The 15,232-nt window shown below is 65.6% G+C and carries 14 protein-coding genes and 1 pseudogene; 9 read left to right on the top strand and 6 right to left on the bottom strand.

Going from position 1 to position 15,232, the window contains the following annotated elements; genetic code table 11:
* Positions 1-210: 210 nt before the first annotated feature.
* Together MKCMC460_RS00170 and MKCMC460_RS00165 are read left to right on the top strand one after the other, a co-directional pair.
* Positions 211-2,058, top strand: a complete 1,848-nt coding sequence (locus MKCMC460_RS00170; protein WP_238305153.1) for a DNA polymerase III subunits gamma/tau — start codon at positions 211-213, stop codon at positions 2,056-2,058.
* A 54-nt stretch (positions 2,059-2,112) separates the two neighbouring features.
* Positions 2,113-2,559 carry an SRPBCC family protein gene (locus tag MKCMC460_RS00165; protein ID WP_236978836.1) on the top strand — a complete coding sequence of 149 codons (447 nt, stop codon included), beginning with the start codon at positions 2,113-2,115 and terminating at the stop codon, positions 2,557-2,559.
* Here MKCMC460_RS00165 and MKCMC460_RS00160 read toward each other — a convergent pair.
* Positions 2,556-3,317 carry an Rv3717 family N-acetylmuramoyl-L-alanine amidase gene (locus MKCMC460_RS00160; protein ID WP_236978834.1) on the bottom strand — a complete coding sequence of 254 codons (762 nt, stop codon included), beginning with the start codon at positions 3,315-3,317 and terminating at the stop codon, positions 2,556-2,558. The genes MKCMC460_RS00165 and MKCMC460_RS00160 overlap by 4 nt on opposite strands.
* A 98-nt stretch (positions 3,318-3,415) precedes the next feature.
* Here MKCMC460_RS00160 and MKCMC460_RS00155 point away from each other — a divergent pair, with 98 nt between their 5' ends.
* Both MKCMC460_RS00155 and recR read left to right on the top strand, forming a co-directional pair.
* Positions 3,416-3,775 (top strand): YbaB/EbfC family nucleoid-associated protein, encoded by a 360-nt coding sequence (locus MKCMC460_RS00155; RefSeq protein WP_236978826.1) that lies wholly within the window; start codon positions 3,416-3,418, stop codon positions 3,773-3,775.
* A gap of 4 nt (positions 3,776-3,779) precedes the next feature.
* Positions 3,780-4,391, top strand: coding sequence for a recombination mediator RecR (recR, locus tag MKCMC460_RS00150; protein WP_236978818.1), 612 nt, complete (start codon positions 3,780-3,782; stop codon positions 4,389-4,391).
* 8 nt (positions 4,392-4,399) lie between these two features.
* Here the strand turns inward: recR and MKCMC460_RS00145 are convergent, their stop codons facing one another.
* The 3 genes from MKCMC460_RS00145 to MKCMC460_RS00135 are packed head-to-tail and all read right to left on the bottom strand — an operon-like array spanning position 4,400 to position 6,992.
* Entirely contained in the window at positions 4,400-5,032 is a 633-nt protein-coding gene (locus MKCMC460_RS00145; protein WP_236978811.1) for a C39 family peptidase, read from the bottom strand.
* A gap of 21 nt (positions 5,033-5,053) precedes the next feature.
* Positions 5,054-5,761, bottom strand: coding sequence for a type 1 glutamine amidotransferase (locus MKCMC460_RS00140; RefSeq protein WP_236978809.1), 708 nt, complete (start codon positions 5,759-5,761; stop codon positions 5,054-5,056).
* Positions 5,754-6,992 carry a Mur ligase family protein gene (locus MKCMC460_RS00135; protein ID WP_236978807.1) on the bottom strand — a complete coding sequence of 413 codons (1,239 nt, stop codon included), beginning with the start codon at positions 6,990-6,992 and terminating at the stop codon, positions 5,754-5,756. The genes MKCMC460_RS00140 and MKCMC460_RS00135 overlap by 8 nt, the downstream gene beginning before the upstream one ends.
* Before the next feature lie 73 nt (positions 6,993-7,065).
* On the opposite strand from MKCMC460_RS00135, the gene MKCMC460_RS00130 reads away from it, so the two are divergent.
* Positions 7,066-8,058 carry a DEDDh family exonuclease gene (locus MKCMC460_RS00130; protein ID WP_236978805.1) on the top strand — a complete coding sequence of 331 codons (993 nt, stop codon included), beginning with the start codon at positions 7,066-7,068 and terminating at the stop codon, positions 8,056-8,058.
* A 139-nt stretch (positions 8,059-8,197) separates the two neighbouring features.
* Here the strand turns inward: MKCMC460_RS00130 and leuA are convergent, their stop codons facing one another.
* Complete coding sequence (gene leuA, locus MKCMC460_RS00125) at positions 8,198-10,030, bottom strand: 2-isopropylmalate synthase (protein ID WP_236978803.1); 1,833 nt, start codon at positions 10,028-10,030, stop codon at positions 8,198-8,200.
* Between the two features lie 666 nt (positions 10,031-10,696).
* On the opposite strand from leuA, the pseudogene MKCMC460_RS31620 reads away from it, so the two are divergent.
* The 3 genes and pseudogenes from MKCMC460_RS31620 to MKCMC460_RS00115 all read left to right on the top strand — a co-directional run.
* Positions 10,697-11,596, top strand: a pseudogene (locus MKCMC460_RS31620) (DUF4157 domain-containing protein); the annotation flags it as partial.
* 603 nt (positions 11,597-12,199) lie between these two features.
* A complete protein-coding gene (locus tag MKCMC460_RS00120) occupies positions 12,200-12,862 on the top strand; it encodes a hypothetical protein (RefSeq protein ID WP_236978801.1) in 663 nt (220 codons plus the stop codon).
* Positions 12,863-12,868: 6 nt separating this feature from the next.
* On the top strand, positions 12,869-13,435 hold the full coding sequence (locus MKCMC460_RS00115) for a DUF6714 family protein (RefSeq protein ID WP_238305152.1): 567 nt from the start codon (positions 12,869-12,871) through the stop codon (positions 13,433-13,435).
* A 117-nt stretch (positions 13,436-13,552) separates the two neighbouring features.
* Here MKCMC460_RS00115 and MKCMC460_RS00110 read toward each other — a convergent pair whose 3' ends face one another.
* Positions 13,553-14,668, bottom strand: a complete 1,116-nt coding sequence (locus tag MKCMC460_RS00110; protein ID WP_238305151.1) for a DUF4157 domain-containing protein — start codon at positions 14,666-14,668, stop codon at positions 13,553-13,555.
* A 159-nt stretch (positions 14,669-14,827) separates the two neighbouring features.
* Between MKCMC460_RS00110 and MKCMC460_RS00105 the strand changes: the two genes are divergently transcribed.
* Positions 14,828-15,229 carry a DUF4280 domain-containing protein gene (locus tag MKCMC460_RS00105; protein ID WP_236978795.1) on the top strand — a complete coding sequence of 134 codons (402 nt, stop codon included), beginning with the start codon at positions 14,828-14,830 and terminating at the stop codon, positions 15,227-15,229.
* Positions 15,230-15,232 lie beyond the last annotated feature (3 nt).

Below are 15,232 nucleotides of genomic sequence, written 5' to 3'. Positions count from 1 at the left end.
GGTCGGTATTCTCACACTGCCTGGCGACCCGCTCTCCGCCTCCTCCTCGCGCCCTGCGGGCGCGCATCGTCGGACAGGCTGTGCCGGATTGCCCGCCTCCTCCTCGCGCCCTGCGGGCGCGCATCGTCGGACAGGCTGTGCCGGATTGCCCGCCTCCTCCTCGCGCCCTGCGGGCGCGCATCGTCGGACAGGCTGGGTAGCCTGCTCACCGTGGCTCTCTACCGCAAGTATCGACCGGCAACCTTCGCCGAGGTGGTGGGGCAGGAGCACGTCACCGAGCCGTTGTCGGTGGCCCTGCAAGCGGGCCGGATCAACCACGCCTACCTGTTCTCCGGCCCGCGGGGCTGCGGCAAGACGTCCTCGGCGCGGATCCTGGCCCGGTCGCTGAACTGCGCCGAAGGCCCGACGCCGACCCCCTGCGGTGTCTGCGATTCCTGTCAGGCGCTGGCCCCCAATGCCCCCGGCAGCATCGACGTGGTCGAGCTGGACGCCGCCAGCCACGGCGGCGTCGACGACACCCGCGAACTGCGCGACCGCGCCTTCTATGCGCCGGCCCAGTCCCGCTATCGGGTGTTCATCGTCGACGAGGCGCACATGGTGACCACGGCGGGCTTCAACGCGTTGCTCAAGATCGTCGAGGAGCCGCCCGAACACCTCATCTTCATCTTCGCCACCACCGAGCCGGAGAAGGTGCTGCCCACCATCCGATCCCGCACCCATCACTACCCGTTCCGCCTGCTGCCGCCGCGCACCATGCGGGGCCTCATCGGGCGGATCTGCGAGCAGGAAGGCGTCGTCGTCGACGACGCGGTCTACCCACTGGTCATCCGCGCCGGCGGGGGCTCGCCCCGCGACACCCTGTCGGTGCTGGATCAGTTGGTAGCCGGATCGGACGGCGGCCGGGTCAGCTACCAGCGGGCCCTGGGACTGCTCGGCGCCACCGACGTCGCGCTGATCGACGACGCCGTCGACGCACTCGCCGCCGGGGACGCTGCGGCGCTTTTCGGAGCCGTCGAATCGGTGATCGACGCCGGGCACGACCCCCGGCGGTTCGCCACCGACCTGCTGGAGCGTTTCCGCGACCTCATCCTGCTGCAGGCGGTTCCCGATGCGGTGTCGCGCGGTGTGGTCGACGCGCCCGAGGACGTGCTGGACCGGATGCGCGAGCAGGCGGCCCGGCTGGGGCCGGCGACGCTGACCCGCTACGCCGAGGTCGTCCAGGCCGGCCTGGGTGAGATGCGCGGCGCGACGGCGCCGCGGCTGCTGTTGGAGGTGGTGTGCGCGCGGCTGTTGTTGCCGTCGGCCACGGACACCGAGTCGGCGTTGCTGCAGCGTGTCGAACGCATCGAGACGCGGTTGGCGATGTCGATTCCGGCCGCCGACGGTGCCGCGGAGCCCAGCGTGCCCGCGTATGTGCCGCCGACCCGTCCCGCGCCCGTCCGGCGCTCTGTCGCCGCTCAACAGCCCCCGACACAACGGCCCACCTCAGCGCCGCCCGCCCCGCCGCAGGCCGCAACGCCGCCGCCGCCCACCGCGCCACCACCACCCGCGCCCGAACCCAAACCTGCCCCGGCCCCGGCAACCGCGAACCCGGCCGCGGCGCCGGGTGAGCCCAATGCCGCCGCGGTGCGCAGCATGTGGCCGACCGTCCGCGACAAGGTGCGCGAGCGCAGCCGAACCACCGCGGTGATGCTCTCGGGAGCCACAGTGTTGAGGGTCGAAGGCGACACGTTGGTGCTGACCCACGAAGCGGCGCCGCTGGCCAAACGGCTGTCCGAACAGCGCAATGCCGACGTGATCGTCGAGGCGCTCAAGGATGCCCTGGGCGTGAATTGGCGGGTGCGCTGTGAGACCGGTCCGCCGGCGGCGGCCGAGATCGCGCCACCGCCCACGGTCGAGGAGCCGGCACCCGCGGTGGTCGCCGTACCGGACGAGGACGAAGAGAGCATGCTCGCCGAGGTCGGTCGCAGCGACCCGTCCGAGCCGCGACGCGACCCCGAGGAGGTCGCATTGGAGCTGTTGCAGAACGAATTGGGCGCGCGCCGCATCGACGGTTAGCACCGATATCGTGGTCCGGACACACGACACGACCAGAAAAGAGGAGTGCACCTGATGGGACAGGTGAGGGCAGCCAGCACGATCCTGATCAACGCCGAGCCCGAGGCCGTGCTCGCCGCGTTGGCCGACTACCAGAACGTCCGCCCGGCGATTCTTCCCTCGCAGTACAGCGAGTACCAGGTGCTGCAGGGCGGCCAGGGAAAGGGCACGGTCGCCAAGTGGCGGCTGCAAGCAACCGAGTCGCGGGTGCGCAACGTCCAGGTGGACGTGGACGTCGCCGGCCACACCGTCATCGAGAAGGACCAGAACTCGTCGATGGTCATCAACTGGACGGTGGCCCCGGCCGGGCCCGGGGCCAGCGTCACCGTCACCACCACCTGGACCGGTGCCGGCGGCGTCAAAGGCTTCTTCGAGAAGACGTTCGCGCCGCTGGGGCTGAAGAAGATTCAGGCCGAGACGCTGAGCAACCTCAAGAGCCGGCTGGAAGGCCAGCCCGGCTAACGCGCCTGGCCCTGCGAGGCCAGGAAGCCGGCGACGCCGCGGACCAGCGCGTCGGCGTATTTCTGCCGGCCTTCGGCCGACTCCATCAGCGCCGAGTCCGCCGGGTTCTTCATGTTGCCCAGCTCGACGAGAATCGACGGGTACTGCGCCAGGTTCAGGCCGGCCAGATCCGAGCGTCCGTACAGCCCGCCTTGGCCGATGTAGGTGGCCGGGGTCAGGCCCGAGGCCTGCAGCTGATCGCGCATCACGCGGGCGAACTGCACCGACGGCCCGGCCTGAGCCGCGTTCAGCGGCGGCGAGGAGTAGTTGACGTGAAATCCCCGCCCGGACGCCGGCCCACCGTCGCCGTGCAGGCTGACGATCGCGTTGGGGTGCAACGCATTGGCCATGTTGGCGCGCTCGTCCACGCAGGGACCCAGCGCGTTGTCGTTGCCGCGGGACATCGCGGTCCGCACACCGAGCGCGTTCAACGCGGCCCGCAGTCGCAGCGCGGTGTCCCAGGTAAAGGTGTGTTCCGGGTATCCGCTGTTGGTCGAGGTGCCGCTGGCCTGGCAGTCCTTGGTGCCGCCCCGTCCGGTCGGCACCTGACGCGAGATGGACGCGTCGTTGGCGCCGTTGTGACCCGGATCGATGAATACCACCATGCCGGCGAGGCTGCCGGGGGCGGCCGTGGCGGTGGGGTGCAACGGTGTGAGACCGGCGGACAGCGCCCCCAGCAGTACGGCGATCCCGACACGGAGGCTCAGTCTGACGTCCACCGCGTCAACGTAACTCCGCTCGGACTAGGCTGAATGTTTCAAATCGCCCGACACCCGCAGGCGAAACCAACTCGAGACCAAGATGCGAGGGGACTGTCATGCAACCCGGAGGCGATATGTCGCAGCTGCTGGCGCAGGCGCAGCAGATGCAGCAGAAACTGCTCGAGGCCCAGCAGCAGCTGGCAAACTCCGAGGTGCACGGTCAAGCCGGCGGCGGGCTGGTCCAGGTCGTCGTCAAAGGCAGCGGTGAGGTTATCGCCGTGAAGATCGATCCCAAGGTGGTCGACCCCAGCGACATCGAAACCCTGCAGGATCTCATCGTCGGTGCGATGGGCGACGCCTCCAAGCAGGTCACCCGGATGGCCCAGGAACGGCTGGGTGCGCTGGCCGGCGGCATGCGCCCGCCCGCCGCTCCCACGCCGCCGGGGCCGCCGCCGCCCCAAGTGCCGGGTGTCTGACTGCATGTTTGAGGGGCCCGTTCAGGATCTGATCGACGAACTCGGCAAACTGCCGGGCATCGGACCCAAGAGCGCGCAGCGCATCGCCTTTCATCTGCTGTCGGTGGAACCGCCGGACATCGATCGCCTGACGGCCGTCTTGGGCAAGGTTCGCGACGGGGTGCGGTTCTGCGCGGTCTGCGGCAACGTGTCCGACGACGAGCGGTGCCGGATCTGCGCCGACCCGCGCCGGGATGGCTCGCTGGTGTGCGTGGTCGAGGAGCCCAAGGACATCCAGGCGGTCGAACGCACCCGCGAATTCCGCGGCCGCTACCACGTGTTGGGTGGGGCGCTGGATCCGTTGTCGGGGATCGGTCCCGAGCAGCTGCGCATCCGCGAGCTGCTGACCCGCATCGGCGAGCGGGTCGACGACGTCGACATCACCGAGGTGATCATCGCCACCGACCCCAACACCGAGGGCGAAGCGACGGCCACCTATCTGGTGCGGATGCTGCGCGACATCCCGGGCCTGACCGTCTCGCGGATCGCGTCCGGGCTGCCGATGGGTGGTGATTTGGAGTTCGCCGACGAATTGACCTTGGGTAGGGCGCTCACCGGTCGCCGCGCCATGGTCTGACGCCCTGTCTATCGGGTGATGACGGCGAAGTGGCCGCTGGTGGCCCACGCCGCTTCGAAGGTGTCCAGGGAGACCTGCTCGTCGCGGCCGGCCTTGATGCCGCTGTCGTTGAGGTGCACCACGGCGGCGTCGGTGTCGATTCCGGTGACGACGACGAAGTGGTTCTCCTTGGTGCGGTTACCGCCTTCGTCCCACAGGATCTTGTCGTTGACTCCGACGATCGCCTTCCGTCCCTGATCCAGCGCCCGCTCCACGGCGACCAGGTTGGTTTCGGACCCGTCGGACTTGATCCCGTAGTGCGCCAGCAGCACCGGCAGGTCGTGGTTGCTGGTTCTGGTCGTGGGTGTGTAGATCGGCCCGGAATGGCTTGTGCTGGGGATGTTTTCGGCCGCCGCAGTGATCTCCTCCTCGGAGGGAAGGTTGCCGGTGAGTTGGCCGATGACGTCGGCCACCGCCATCTCCCCACAGTCGAGGTCCTGCTTCTGATAACGCCAGTAGGGTGCGGCGGCGACCGGGTCGCCGTGCATGCCGCCGGGTTTGGCTTTCGGGTCGGCCTGCGCGGTGCCGGCGAATACGACCAGTAGGCAGCACGCGGCCGCGCCCAGCGCGGACCCGCGTCGCGTCGCGGCGGCAACACTCATCAGCTGAAGGTACTGCTCTGGCTAACGCGCGGCTAGCCGTTCGCGACGCAGCAGTTCCACCTCGGGCAGTTCCAGCGGCGTCAGCTCGCCGACTGCGTGGGAGAGCAGTAGGTCGGCCAGCTCCGGATTACGGGCCAGACATGGCCCGTGCATGTAGGTAGCCACCACGCTGCCCTGGACCACGCCGTCGTAGCCGTCGCCGGCCCGGTTACCGGCGCCCTTGGTGACGGCGGCCAGCGGGGCGGCCGCGGGACCCAGCACCGTGCCACCGCGGTGGTTCTCGAAACCGGTCAGCTGCTGGGTCAGTCCGGATAGCAAGGGCCTGGACAACAATTCGCCGATAGTCCGCTGGTGTTGCGGCGAGGTGGTGGCGTCCAGCATCCCGACACCGTCCACCCGTTCTCCCGACGACGTCTCATACCAGTGCCCGAGCACCTGGACGGCCGCGCAGATCGCCAGCACCGGGGCACCGCGTCCGGCCGCTTTCTGCAGGCCCGGGTAGCGGATCAGGTGCCGGGTGGCCAGCCGTTGCGCGTAGTCCTCGGCGCCGCCCAGCGTGTAGAGGTCCAGCGAGTCGGGCACCGGATCGGCCAGGGTGATCTCGACGATCTCGGCGGGGATGCCGCGCAGCAATAACCGCTGACGTAACACCACGGCGTTACCGCCGTCGCCGTAAGTGCCCATCACGTCGGGCAGCACCAGCCCGATGCGAACGGTCGAGTCAGCCATGACGGGCCAACCGGCGGTTCAGCTGCAGGAACGCGGTGTAGTTGGCGACCACCTCGACCCGCCCGGGCGGGCAGGACGCGATGGCCGCAAGCGTGTCGTGCACCAGGGTGTGTTCGACGCCGGCGTACCCGAGCCGCACCGCGAGGTCGGTGCCGCGCTCACCGGCGGCGACGACGCGGGTCTCCTCGAAATGCTCGAACCGGACATCCCACAGCCAGGACAGGTCTTCCCCGTCGGGCACCTGCCCGTTGACCGCGATCACCACGCCGTCGGCATGCTTGTCCACCATCGACAGCGCTTCCTGCCAACCGGCCGGGTTCTTGGCCAGCAGCATCCGCACCCGATGGGCGCCGACCTGAACAGTGCGGTACCGCCCCGCCACCTCGTCGACGCCGGCCACCGCGGCCACGGCTTTGGTGGGGTCGGCGCCCAATGCGACGGCGGCGGCGACCGCTTGGGCGGCGTTGCCGCGGTTGACCGTTCCGGGCAGTGCCAGCCGCATCGGCAGGGTCAGCCCGTCGGGTCCGTACAGCTTCCCGCCGTCCTCCGGGTCGAACCACCAGTGCGGGCTGGGCCGCTTGAAATCGGCGCCGGTGGAGTACCAGTGCCCGTTTTCCCGCACGATCACTTCACCGCTGCGTGGGCAGCTGACCGAGTCGTTGGCCCACGATCCGCCGGCGGCCACCCACACCACATTCGGGCTGTCGTAGGCGGCCGAGGCCATCAGCACGTCGTCGCAGTTGGCCACGATGATCGCGTCCGGATGTCGGGCCAGGCCGGCGCGCAGGGCCCGCTCGATGACGTTGATCTCACCGACCCGGTCCAATTGGTCGCGCGACAGATTCAGCAGCACGATGGCCGTCGGCTCGACCGCATCCGAAACGTGCGGGACGTGCATTTCGTCCACTTCCAGGGCGGCCAGTACGGCCCGCCGGTTTGCGGCCAGCGCGGCCACCAGCCCGGCGTCCATGTTGGCGCCTTCGGCGTTGGTGGCTACTGGCCCCAGGGTTGCCAGGGCCGCCGCGGTCATCCGGGTGGTGGTCGACTTGCCGTTGGTGCCGGTGACGATGACGGTGCGCCGGCCGGCTCCCAACTGGCGCAGCACCGAGCGATCCAGGCTCATCGCCACCAGGCCGCCGATCATGGCCCCCGCACCGCGACCGGTGACCCGCGACGCCCAGCGCGCGCTCGCGCCGGCGGCCAGGGCCAGACGTGCGCGCGCGGTGATCACCCCGGGAAGTTTAGAGCCCGACACGGCGCGCCGCGTTGTCGGCGATGTCGGTCGGACGTGCCATTCTCAAGCCATGCACCGGATTTCCTGGGGCCGGCCCGCACGGGAGCCGGACGGGGGATGGGCCGTCATCGATGTCGAGACCTCGGGCTTCCGTCCGGGTCAAGCGCGGATCCTCAGCATCGCCGCGCTGGGCCTCGACGCCGACGGCCGGGTGGAGCAGTCCGTGGTCAGCCTGCTCAATCCGGGTGTGGACCCGGGGCCCACGCACGTGCACGGGCTGACGGCCGCGATGCTCGAGGACCAGCCGCAGTTCGCCGAGATCGTCGACGACGTGATCGAGGTGCTGCGCGGCCGGACGCTGGTGGCACACAACGTCGCCTTCGACTACTCGTTCCTGGCGGCCGAGGCGGAGATGGCGCGGGCCGTGCTGCCGGTGGACTCGGTGATGTGCACGGTGGAGTTGGCTCGGCGCCTGGACCTCGGCGTCGAGAACCTGCGGCTGGAGACGCTGGCAGCGCATTGGGGTGTCACCCAGGAACGTCCGCACGACGCGTTCGACGACGCGATGGTGTTGACCGGCGTGCTGGCGTCGGCGTTGCAGCGAGCCCGTGACCGCGACATCTGGCTGCCGGTGCACCCGGTGACCCGCAGCCGCTGGCCCAACGGCCGGGTGACCCACGACGAGCTGCGGCCGCTGAAGGCCCTGGCCGCCCGGATGCCCTGCCCGTATCTGAACCCGGGTCGCTACGTCTCGGGCCGGCCGCTGGTGCAGGGCATGCGGGTGGCGCTGGCCACCGAGGTGCGCCGGACCCACGAAGAACTCGTCGAGCGGATGTTGCACGCCGGCCTGGCCTACAGCGACGACGTCGACAACGCGACCTCGCTGGTGGTCTGCAACGACGACGCACCCGTGCAGGGCAAGGGTTACCACGCGCGCCAGCTGGGTGTTCCGGTGGTTTCTGACGCGCAGTTCATGGACGGAGTGAGTTCCGTCGTCGGTGGCCGCAGCATGGAACAGTTCGCCGACGTCACGACGGCCGACGAGCAGTTTGTCCTGTTCTGACGTAACCCAGTTCCAGGCCCGTCGCGAATTGACGTTTGCGCCAAAGACATTGGGGCTATTCAACTTGTGTCTTAAAGTACCGCAAGCCCGGCCCTTGACCCTGCACCCCTGAGGGCCGGGTTTGCCCCGCCGCGCAGGACTAGCGCAGGGCGCGGTTCACCGCCGACACCACAGCGCGCAGCGAGGCGGTGGTGATCGACGGAGCGATACCGACACCCCACACCGTCTTCCCGTCCGCGGGGCCTGATGGGCCTGATGTGCCTCGACCCGTAACCGAAGCCTCCACATAGGCAGCCGCCTGGGCGTCGTCGCCCGAGCTCATCGCGTGTTCGCTGTAGTCCAGCACCGCCACGTCGAATCCGACGGTGCTCAGCGCGTCGACGAACGCCGCCAACGGCCCGTTGCCGGTGCCGCTGATCTCCGTCTCCACCCCGTCGATCTTGACCGTCGCGGCGATGCTGGTGCTGCCGGTGTCTTCCTCGGAGGCGTCGACCCGCTGCTTGATGCGCTCCAGCGGCCGGATCGGGGCCAGGTACTCCTCGGCGAAGGCCTCCCACATTTCCTTGGGCGAGACTTCGCCGCCATCACCGTCGGCCATCTTCTGGATCACCTGCGAGAACTCGATCTGCAGTCGCCGCGGCAGGGCCAGGCCGTGATCCGCCTTCATGATGTAGGCCACCCCGCCTTTGCCGGACTGCGAGTTGACCCGAATTACCGCCTCGTAGGTGCGCCCGACGTCTTTGGGATCGATCGGCAGGTACGGCACCTGCCAGAGAATGTCCTCGACGTCGGCGTCGGCAGCGTCCGCATCGATCTTCATCTGGTCCAGGCCCTTGTTGATGGCGTCCTGGTGGCTGCCGGAGAACGCGGTGTAGACCAGGTCACCGCCGTAGGGGTGGCGTTCGTGCACCGGCAGCTGGTTGCAGTACTCCACTGTGCGGCGGATCTCGTCGATGTTGGAGAAGTCGATCTGCGGGTCCACCCCGCGGGAGAACAGGTTCAGCCCCAGCGTCACCAGGCAGACGTTGCCGGTGCGTTCGCCGTTGCCGAACAGGCAACCCTCGATCCGGTCGGCGCCGGCCTGGTAACCCAATTCGGCTGCGGCGACGGCGGTTCCGCGGTCGTTGTGCGGATGCAGGCTCAGGATCACGGACTGGCGGTTGGCCAGGTTGCGGCTCATCCACTCGATCGAGTCGGCGTAGACGTTGGGCGTCGCCATCTCCACGGTGGCGGGCAGGTTGAAGATGATCGGGTTGTCCGGGGTCGGCTGGATGACTTCGCCCACCGCATTGCACACGTCACGGGCGTATTCCAGCTCGGTGCCGGTGTAGGACTCCGGGGAGTATTCGAAGCGCCACCGGGTGCCCGGATGCTTGACGGCCTCCTCGACGCACATGCGGGCGCCGTCGGTGGCGATCTTCTGCACTGCCGCGCGGTCGGCGCGGAAGACGACCCGGCGCTGCAGGATCGACGTCGAGTTGTAGAAGTGCACGATTGCCTGCGGCGCTCCGTCGCACGCCTGGAAGGTGCGCTCGATCAGTTCGGGCCGGCACTGGGTCAGCACCTGGATGGTGACATCGTCGGGGATCGCGCCGTCGGTGATGATCTCGCGGACGAAGTCGTAGTCGGTCTGGCTGGCCGAGGGGAAGCCGACCTCGATCTCCTTGTAGCCCATCCCGACCAGCAGGTCGAACATGCGGCGTTTGCGGGCCGGGCTCATCGGGTCGATCAGCGCCTGGTTGCCGTCGCGCAGGTCGACCGCGCACCACAGTGGCGCGTGCTCGATGACCCGGTCGGGCCAGGTCCGGTCGGGCAGCCGGATGGGTTCGACTTCTTCGGCGAACGGCCGATACCTGTTGACCGGCATCGCGCTGCCGCGCTGGGGGTTCCACGAGGGCTGGCCGGGTCGCGGGGGTCCCGCGGGCTTGATGACGGTGCGAGCTGAGACGTAAGCGTCTGGATTGGTAGTCACGATTGTGCTCCTGGGGTTTTAAGAGTGAACCTCAGACCGGCGCATCGCGAACACCCGCGACGGGAAGCCGGTCTGGATCAGACCCCGTCGCGGCGTCCGAGAAGGAGCACCCGCTGCACGCCCTGCACTCTACCGCGCTTGGGTCGGGCGCCAAAATGGCAGGGGGAGGTGGCTACGGTCCTTGAGCCCGCAGGCGGGTCGACGCGCGCGGTAGTCCCGCGATTTTCGCCCATGCGCCTGTCAAGGTGCTGTGATGTCCCGCGTTGCTCCCGGTCGCTGGCCGCGCTGCTCTCGCAGGTGTCCGTCATCCGGCGACAAGGCTGGATTCCGGGCAGCCGACGCGGATCTTTGCAATCCGGATTGGCTAAAATAAAATTACCTGTTTAGCACACTTAATTCAGGGTTCTACCGTCCATTAAATTGACTCGGTTGCGTCGAGAAATTGACTATTCGACTACAACATAGAATACCCAGCAGGCGTACGGTTCCGAAACCTCTCGCAAAGCGTCCCAAACGCCTACCATCGATTTCGTCGCCGTTGGTTTCTGCCGCGGCTGGTCAGTTACGCCGATCTGGCTCGACGTCTTACGTGCCGCTGGCTGACAGGCGACCGTGATCTAGCCGCTCACCCCTAGTGACTCTGCGGATCATTGCGACTAAGGTGAGATGTGCGGCGTCGAGCGCCATTTCGATGCTAATTCCACGTCGAGTAGGGGGGCGGGAGAATCGATGTTTGCCGAGTTCCTAGCGGAGCCCAAAATCCCCCCACTCGGTGGTCCGACGCGATTTGGACAGTCCAGGGATCGAAGGACCGGAGCGCGGGATTTACGATCCGCCGCGCCCGACGGTGAACTCCGGGAGCAGAATCCCGCCGTAAACGTGGGCTTTGCTGATAAGGATCGACATCTGGGCGGAGTTCCTGCCGCCGCCTCTGACGGCCTTCACACACTTTTGTTCGACAGCAATCCGTCTTTCGCTAGAGGCTGGGTATCTAGCTCGGGCTCCTGGTCTTCGGTCCCCCTACAAGCAAAGCTTGAAATCGGGCCGATAGACGATCCGCAGGAGCGGGAAGCAGATCAAATGGCTGACGAGGCCCTGCATGGGCACGGAGTGCGGAATGTCGGACATCGAGTCTCAGCGCAGTTAGGTGCTGCAGGCATTCAACGAAAGTGCGCATCATGCGAGCAGGAAGACCAGACCCAGGGGCAACTGCATCACAAGTGCGCGTCGTGTGAACGGAACGAAGAAGAAAAGAAAATTGCGCGCAAAGCGATGTCTGGAAGCACAACCGGAAGCCTGGATATCTCGCCAGCCGTCCAAGATGTCCTGCAATCGCCTGGCGTCCCGCTAGAAGGGGCTGCACGCGGGGACTTCGAAGAACGGTTTGGGTGTGACTTCTCCCGAGTACGGATTCATGCGGACACAAGAGCCGCAGAGTCCGCGCGATCGATACGAGCACTCGCGTACACGGTGGGCCCGCATGTTGTATTTGGTCAAGATCAATTTTCCGTCAGCACGCAGAGCGGTAGGCGCCTGCTCGCACATGAGCTGGCACATACGGTGCAGCAGGGGAGCGCGCGCCCCATGGGCGGCGGACGGATGTCGGCCGGTCGCACCGGCGTAAGGGTGCAACGCCAGCCGACCGGTGGCGTCCACGATTCGAATTTTACGACTGGGCCGCCCGGTGTCCCATTCGAAAAGTGGTCGCCGGAACTGGAAGCGACATATCGACGTATGGGCATGATTGAGGCCGCGAACGCGTTGCGGAGATGTCGGCAGGGTAGCTGTCAGAAGCTCCTAACCTCGGCGGAGGCCTACACCGCATATCGCACGGGGCGATTGAAGGCGGGACTCGGTGAAGAGTCGGGAAAAGCGGGCGAGCGCGGAAGCGATGCAGGAAGCGCCGGGGGAACCGCGCCCGCGGCGGGATTCGCTGCCGCGACTGCGCCCGCCCTAGCACCCGGCGGGGCTGGTGCGAGTCCAGCGACAGCACCTCCAGCCGCGGCGCCGCCGGCACAGTCGGCGGCAGCCAAAGCGACTGAACGCTGGGCATCTCAAGCTGCGCGGGTTGCAGAAGAGCAGGCAGCGCGAGAAGCCGAAGCGGCGGCGGCACGAATTGGTGCAGTCGCGATTCCGGTGGCGCTAGGTGTCTACGTAATACTCGCCGCAGTGGATCTGATCGGCTTTGCAACGTTTCAAGTGGCACTACAACGGCACGGATTCGTGGTCTTGCCGGATCCGCTCCAGGTTTGTATCGGCGGATGCCATCAGCCGCGAGCGCCTGGTCCGCAGGGCCCTCTGCAATCCCCGCAATTGCCGGGCGGACCGACGACCGGGATGCCTCAGATTCCCGGCCACAACGACGCGGATGCTGAGACTTTGAGGAAGTGGATTGAGGCGCAACCGGGTGCCCCGGGTCCAAATGCGCCGCCTGCGGAACATTCCGCGCCGCAACCTCCGATAGCGGGCGAGCGAGAACATGTCGACCCTGGAACCTCGCACGCGCCGAGCGCGCCGCCAGTCCCTGCGCCGGTACCGCGGCAACGAAGCAAGAAGTGCACTGAGGCGGTGCAGGCAGACCTGTATCGCCAGGTGGAAAAAGCGTGCAAGAACCGAGGTAAGTTCAGCTGCTTGAAGACAGATACGCATGAGGCAATGATTGAGAAAATAGCAAAGCTCTATGATTGCATTTCTGCGCGGGAGAAATATCAGTGGAATTGTTGGCAGAAAGGTGATAAAAACTACCACGGACATATGAAACAGATCGGCGCTCTCTATAGGATGCTCCATGAATGCGAAGAGCTCGCAAAGAAGAAGCTGACCACACCATGAGACGACGTGACTGAGGCGCACTCGTCCGCGATGGCGACGATCCGTGAGGCGTTTGCCGAGACGCCCTATCCGGGCGACGACATATTGGTTGTCGCCAAGCCAGGTGAGGATCCAGAGTGCGATCAGATTGCTGAGAACTTCAGAGGTAAGAGTTGGCAAGAGGTCTCAGTGGACATGATCGGGAATTTCGCCGATTCATTGCCTCTATTTACCAGTCAGGCGTTTCGCTATTATATGCCTGCCTATATGTTGGCTAGTCTTACGCCTGCCGCGGATCTGGATTTCAGCAATGAGCCAGCAAGCTCAGAACACAATTTTTGCTTCGATAACAACGATATCGTGAGCTTCGTCTTATTCGAACTTTTTCCGCCTGCGTTGCCGGTCGATGACGAATATTTTCTTACGCGGGCGGCGCAGTTCACGCTCAGGGAACGAGAGGCGATTGTGACGTACTTGAACCTAATCGCGATGCTTAAGTACGGTGAATGTTATAGAGATGATCCTGGTTCGGAGTGCGATGAGATCGCACGGGCAATTCGCTTCTGGGAAGATGGCGAGATCTCTTTGCCGTGAATCAAGGCGCCGGTCGACTATGCAGATTTATTCAGCGATTCCGATTTCGATTTCACGAGATTGCGTGCAATATTCAGTAATACTATTAGAATAGCCTGACCTTGTGAATAGTTCGCTTTACCATGAAGGCGCTCCTTGCCGGTTGACGACGTAGCGCACGTAAGTTGAGAGCACGGCGAGTTCGGCAATCTGGTCAGGTGTTGCTGTTTTGTCTTTGCTTGCCCTGAGCAGCTTGTTGTAGTCCTCGACTGCGCTAGCCTGTTGTTCAGGGTTCCATTTGCTCCATGGCAACTTCTCTTTATGCGCCGCTCGCCAATCATAAGCTCCGCCTCGGTCGCCACCCTTCAACGCAGCCTTGATTTGAGCAATCACGCTTTGGGGTATGTAGGCTAGGCCGCCATTTTGGAATTGCCAAGCATGTGTCATTTCGTGGATCAGAGTTGTCCGGCCCTCCTCTGTAAGCTCCAGGCCATCTCCTTTGAAATGTCCCCAGCTAGATTTTAAGTGAATAGTATTACCGATCGTTCGCGGTGCTCCCGTCGCATACATACTGTCTCGTGTGATTCGAATCTTGGAGTAGTCGAGACTGTTGACGAAAATCTCTTTTGCGTAATTGATCTCGTCAGTAGTTAACGCACGTTCCTTTGTTGTGGCGGCATTGCCCGCGATAGCGCCACCCACCATGCCGACGAAACCCCCAACGATGGCACCGATAGGGCCACCCACCAGTCCGCCTAACGCAGCGCCCGCGCCCGCACCGGCGACCCCACCAAGTAATGAACCGATGAAGGAGCGGTGGACAACGTTCGACTGAGTGCGCTCCGCGACACGACCGCTCTCGGCGCCGCGTTCCGCGTCGCGTTCGACTGCGTGAGCCGGATTGTCCAGCTTGACTGGCTCTGCCGTGTCTGATCCGGTCTGCTGAACCACATGCGCGAGTTCGTGGGTGATTAGCCTTAAGCCGTCGGAGTTATGAGGGGCAAACTGCCCGGCGCCGAAGGCAATGTGTTGTCCGACCGTGTACGCGCGAGCATGAATGGCATGCGCCGACTCGGCTGCCGCAGTGTCAGCATGTAGCCGTACTTTGCTGAAGTCACGGCCGTACCGATGCTCCATGCGGTTCCGAAGGTCGCGGTCAAGCGCAAATCCTGGGCTAGATCGCATCTTTTCGACAGCACGAAGTGGATGAGTCGGCTGCGCCGACGCCGGTTCGGCTTTAAAAGCTCGTGTCATGTTGGTTGTCCCTCATTTATTTTATCGGCATTCTAGTTTGGTGCCACTGCACTCAACCATTGATTCGCCACGAAGCTGATCGCGGCGGCTGGGGACAAAATCGGCCGAATTAGGGGGAAATTTGTTGAATACCGTCTGTCGTTCTGAAACTATTAACACATGGCAATTCTCGTCGCCAATGGCGCCCAAATAATGTGCGACATGGGAGTCGCTCCGTCGATTCTCACCGTGACGCCGGGCCCGCCGCACGTCGCCTCCGCGCCGGTGCCGGGCATCCAACTCGCCACTGTCACCGACGTCCTGCCGCTTACCAACATCCCGACCTTCGGGATGTGCAACTCGCCGACCAATCCGGCGGTGATAGCCGCCACCGCCGCCAAGGCCGGTGCGTTCACCCCGGCCCCCTGCGTCCCAGCCACGGCGGACCCATGGACCCCGCCCCAAGCGGCCGCCGTCTGCGGAGACCCCGTCTTCGACGAGATGGCCACCTGCCAGTGCGCCTGGGCCGGCACGATCGCGGTGGTGAACCCGGGGCAGACCACCGTAGCCACGGTTCCGTAACAC

It is taken from the genome of Mycobacterium sp. 20KCMC460, assembly GCF_022179425.1.
In the GTDB taxonomy this organism is placed as follows: domain Bacteria; phylum Actinomycetota; class Actinomycetes; order Mycobacteriales; family Mycobacteriaceae; genus Mycobacterium; species Mycobacterium kiyosense.
The sequence above is the reverse complement of the archived record's forward strand: the minus strand, read 5'-3'. Positions and strand labels throughout refer to the sequence as shown.

What these genes read in the sequence shown, in the direction of transcription:
- MKCMC460_RS00140 (WP_236978809.1), bottom strand. Translation starts at nt 5,761, where the DNA reads ATGGCTGACTCGACCGTTCGCATCGGGCTGGTGCTGCCCGACGTGATG.
- recR (WP_236978818.1), top strand. Translation starts at nt 3,780, where the DNA reads ATGTTTGAGGGGCCCGTTCAGGATCTGATCGACGAACTCGGCAAACTG.
- MKCMC460_RS00145 (WP_236978811.1), bottom strand. Translation starts at nt 5,032, where the DNA reads ATGAGTGTTGCCGCCGCGACGCGACGCGGGTCCGCGCTGGGCGCGGCC.
- MKCMC460_RS00110 (WP_238305151.1), bottom strand. Translation starts at nt 14,668, where the DNA reads ATGACACGAGCTTTTAAAGCCGAACCGGCGTCGGCGCAGCCGACTCAT.
- MKCMC460_RS00130 (WP_236978805.1), top strand. Translation starts at nt 7,066, where the DNA reads ATGCACCGGATTTCCTGGGGCCGGCCCGCACGGGAGCCGGACGGGGGA.
- MKCMC460_RS00105 (WP_236978795.1), top strand. Translation starts at nt 14,828, where the DNA reads ATGGCAATTCTCGTCGCCAATGGCGCCCAAATAATGTGCGACATGGGA.
- MKCMC460_RS00165 (WP_236978836.1), top strand. Translation starts at nt 2,113, where the DNA reads ATGGGACAGGTGAGGGCAGCCAGCACGATCCTGATCAACGCCGAGCCC.
- MKCMC460_RS00155 (WP_236978826.1), top strand. Translation starts at nt 3,416, where the DNA reads ATGCAACCCGGAGGCGATATGTCGCAGCTGCTGGCGCAGGCGCAGCAG.